This is a genomic window from Kitasatospora sp. NPDC004531, assembly GCF_053602195.1.
Map to the genome: position 1 here is coordinate 1 of NZ_JBSGDD010000191.1, position 3,135 is coordinate 3,135.

Here is a 3,135-nt window from a genome sequence, read left to right on the forward strand (position 1 = left end):
GCGGCGACGCCGTCGTGTTCGTTGCTGGCGGTGTGGCGGGTGACGGCGGAGAGGACCAGGGGGTGGGCGGTGGGGCTCAGCTGGTCTGGATCGCGGTGTCGTCGACCACGAAGGACGTCTGGAGGGAGGCGTCCTCGACGGCGTTGAACTTCACCGTCACCGACTGGCCGGCGTAGGCGGAGAGGTCGACGGTCTTCTGGGTGTAGCCGGTGTTCTTGTCGAGGTTGGAGTACGCGGCGACCGAGGTGCCGTTCGCCGTGACGGTGAGCTTGTCGTACGCGCTCGACGTGGTGGTCTCGGCGGTGTCGATGTGCAGCCAGTAGCTCAGCGACGCCTTGCAGCCGGCCGGGATGGTGACGGTCTGCTGGATGTAGTCGGTGTGGCTGGAGCCGTAGCCGTCCATCCACGCCTTCCACGAACCGCCGTGCGCGGCCTGCGAGCTGGAGTTGTCGACCACGCCGCTGCTGGTGGTCCAGGGGCCGGCGGTGCCGGTCTCGAAGCCGGGGTTGCCGAGGAGCTGCGCCGGGGTGCAGGTGCCCGTGCCCGTGGTGACCGTCCAGGAGAACGTGGTGGAGGCGGTCTTGCCGGCCGCGTCCTTGACGGTGACCGTCACCGAGGAGCCGCCCGAGGTGGTGGGGGTGCCGCTGATCAGGCCGGTGGAGGCGTTGATCGACAGGCCGGCGGGCAGGCCGGTGGCCGAGTAGGTCAGCGGCGCGGTGCCGCCGGACGCCTGGATCTGCAGGTTGACCGAGCCGTTGACCGCGGTGGACTGGTTGCCCGGGTTGGTCACCGACACGGCCGCGCCGGCCGGCTTGGTCAGCAGGCAGCCGCTGACGTTCAGGTCGATCACCCGGCCGGTGCCCAGGCAGGTGGTGAACCAGTAGGTCTCCTCACCGTAGCTCTGGCCCTTGGTGACGGTGGTGGTGCCGTCCGCGGCCACCTCGCACGGGTTGTTGAGGGTGCACATGGCGCCGTCGTCGTTCCCCGTGTTGTTGATGCCGACGACCTTCTTGCTGGCGGCGTCGACGATGGGCGAACCGGACGTGCCGTGCGTGGTGTTGCAGCCCGCGCTGTAGCGCAGCGAGTCGTGCCAGGTCCACTGGTCCTCGCGCAGGGTGGCGACGAACCCGTTGATCGAGCAGTTCCACACCTGCTTCCAGTACGAGGACGGTATGTACATCGCCGACCCGTCGACCGGATGGGTGTCGCTGATCGTCAGCGCCGTCGCCCCGTACTTGGTGGTGATGGCGGCGAAGGTGTCGGTGAGCTGGTACAGCGCGACGTCGGTGCCGGTCATCGTCGCGTACAGCACCTTGTCGGCCTGGACGGTGCCGAGCGAGGTGCCGGCGGAGTTGAGCAGCGTGCCGCTGCGGCTGGCGCTCGCGTTCTGGACGACCTGGCCGGCCGACGGCATGGTCGGCAGGCAGTGGCCGTTGGTCAGCATCATCGCCCGGTCGGTGTCCACCGAGCTCGGGTAGCGGACCAGCGAGGCGGAGCAGTTGCTCAGCGCGATGGTGGAGGTCAGGTCGCCCGCCTGAACGGCCTGCGCGGGAGCGGCACCGAGTGTCAGGGCACCCGCGACGACCGCGACCGCGCCGAGCGCGGCGGCGAATCTCTTGAACATGGCTCTCCTCGTGGGGGATTGCAGGCGTGCGACCGGTTGGTGCACGTCCGCGCCGCACGAAAATGCCATGGTCACTTCAATGCGGTCAACCATGCCGACGGAACTCGCGGTCGAAGTACTCCGCGAACGCGGGTGTCGGGCCGGACGCCTGACGTACCGTCACAGCCCGTCGGCGGGGGAAGGGGGAAGTCGCCGCGACGGCTGTGCCGGGTTCCCCGGGGGTGTGGACGCTAGGCGAGGAGGCGGGCGGCGTCGATCTCGGCCCAGAGGGACTTGCCGTGGGCGTGGAGGTCGGCGCCCCAGCGGTCGGAGGTGTGTTCGACGATGTAGAGGCCGTGGCCGCCGGGGAGACCGGGGTGGTGCGGGGTGCGGAGGGTGGGCATCGCGGGGGAGGGGTCGGAGACCTCGATGCGCAGGCGGGCGGGGGTGGCGTCGAGGACGAGTTCGAGGGGGCCGCCGGCGTGGAGCATGGCGTTGCCGACGAGTTCGGCGACGAGCAGGACGACGTCTTCGGGGAGGCCGGGCTCGGGCGGGGTGGACCAGGACCAGTCGCGGAGGGCCTGGGCGGTGAAGGCGCGGGCGCGGGCGACGGGGCGGGGGGCGTCGGCGAGCCGCAGGCGTCGGCGTTGGCGGGTGGGCGGGGCGGGTGCGTCGGCGTCCGGGCGGTCGCCGTCGAGGGTTCCCCGGCTGGGTGTCACGGGTGGGTTCCCTTCGGGGTTGGCGGCCGGCTCGGACTGTGGCGGGGCTTCGGGGGCCGGTTTCCCGGCTGCGGCGGGATCATGCCCGATGCGGTTGTCGGTACGCGGTCGCAGGGTCTCACCGGTCGGCTTCGAGGGCGGTGTCGACGGCTCCGGGGGCGCCCTCGGGGGTGGTGTCGAGGGTGTGGAGCGCGACGTCGAGGGTGTGGTGGATGGTGAAGACGGCTTTGGCGCCCGTGAGGTCGAGGAGGTGGCGGACGGGCGGGGAGAGGTGGGCGAGGTGGAACGGGGTGTGGGTGTCGGCGGCGGTCATGCGGGCCTGCAGGAGGAGGTTGAGGCCGGAGGAGTCGCAGAAGTCGATGCGGGAGAGGTCGACGACGAGGGCCCGGGGGCGGTGGGCGAGGAGGTGGTCGAGTGCTTCGCGGGCGGGTTCGAGGGTCTCGATGTCGAGGTCGCCGGTCAGGGTGCACACGGCGGTGTTCGTGGGCGTGTGCCGTACGTCCACCGCGAGTGGGGCCGTGGGCATGTCGTCGGCTGGCATCCTCGTCCTGTTCCTTCAACGGTTCTGGCGCGACCCGGTGCGGGGGTCGGGGCGGGGGTGCCCGGCGCCCTGCGTGGGTGCCGGGCACCGGGGGTGCCGCGCTGTCAGTCCTCGTCGCCGGTGAGGCCGGTGCGGAGTGTGGCCAGGGTGCGGGAGAGGAGGCGGGAGACGTGCATCTGGGACAGGCCGAGGCGGGCGCCGATCTGGGACTGGGTGAGGTCCTCGGTGAAGCGCATGGAGAGGATCTGTCGTTCGCGTTCGGGGAGTTTGGC

3 protein-coding genes and 2 pseudogenes are annotated in these 3,135 nt (G+C 71.3%); all 5 read right to left on the reverse strand.

Features of this window, described 5'->3' with window-relative positions; all coding sequences use genetic code 11:
* Positions 1-76: 76 nt before the first annotated feature.
* Positions 77-805: pseudogene (locus ACWEMJ_RS33935) on the reverse strand (putative Ig domain-containing protein); the annotation flags it as partial.
* A 201-nt stretch (positions 806-1,006) separates the two neighbouring features.
* A pseudogene (locus ACWEMJ_RS33940) lies at positions 1,007-1,717 on the reverse strand (S1 family peptidase); the annotation flags it as partial.
* Between the two features lie 137 nt (positions 1,718-1,854).
* Positions 1,855-2,322 carry an ATP-binding protein gene (locus ACWEMJ_RS33945; RefSeq protein WP_452140994.1) on the reverse strand — a complete coding sequence of 156 codons (468 nt, stop codon included), beginning with the start codon at positions 2,320-2,322 and terminating at the stop codon, positions 1,855-1,857.
* Positions 2,323-2,440: 118 nt separating this feature from the next.
* Complete coding sequence (locus tag ACWEMJ_RS33950; protein WP_452140995.1) at positions 2,441-2,848, reverse strand: STAS domain-containing protein; 408 nt, start codon at positions 2,846-2,848, stop codon at positions 2,441-2,443.
* 119 nt (positions 2,849-2,967) lie between these two features.
* Positions 2,968-3,135: sigma-70 family RNA polymerase sigma factor (locus tag ACWEMJ_RS33955; RefSeq protein WP_452140996.1), on the reverse strand; the 168-nt coding region annotated here is incomplete at its 5' end.

Coding starts and splice junctions, on each gene's coding strand:
- ACWEMJ_RS33950 (WP_452140995.1), bottom strand. CDS start 2,848: ATGCCCACGGCCCCACTCGCGGTGGACGTACGGCACACGCCCACGAAC.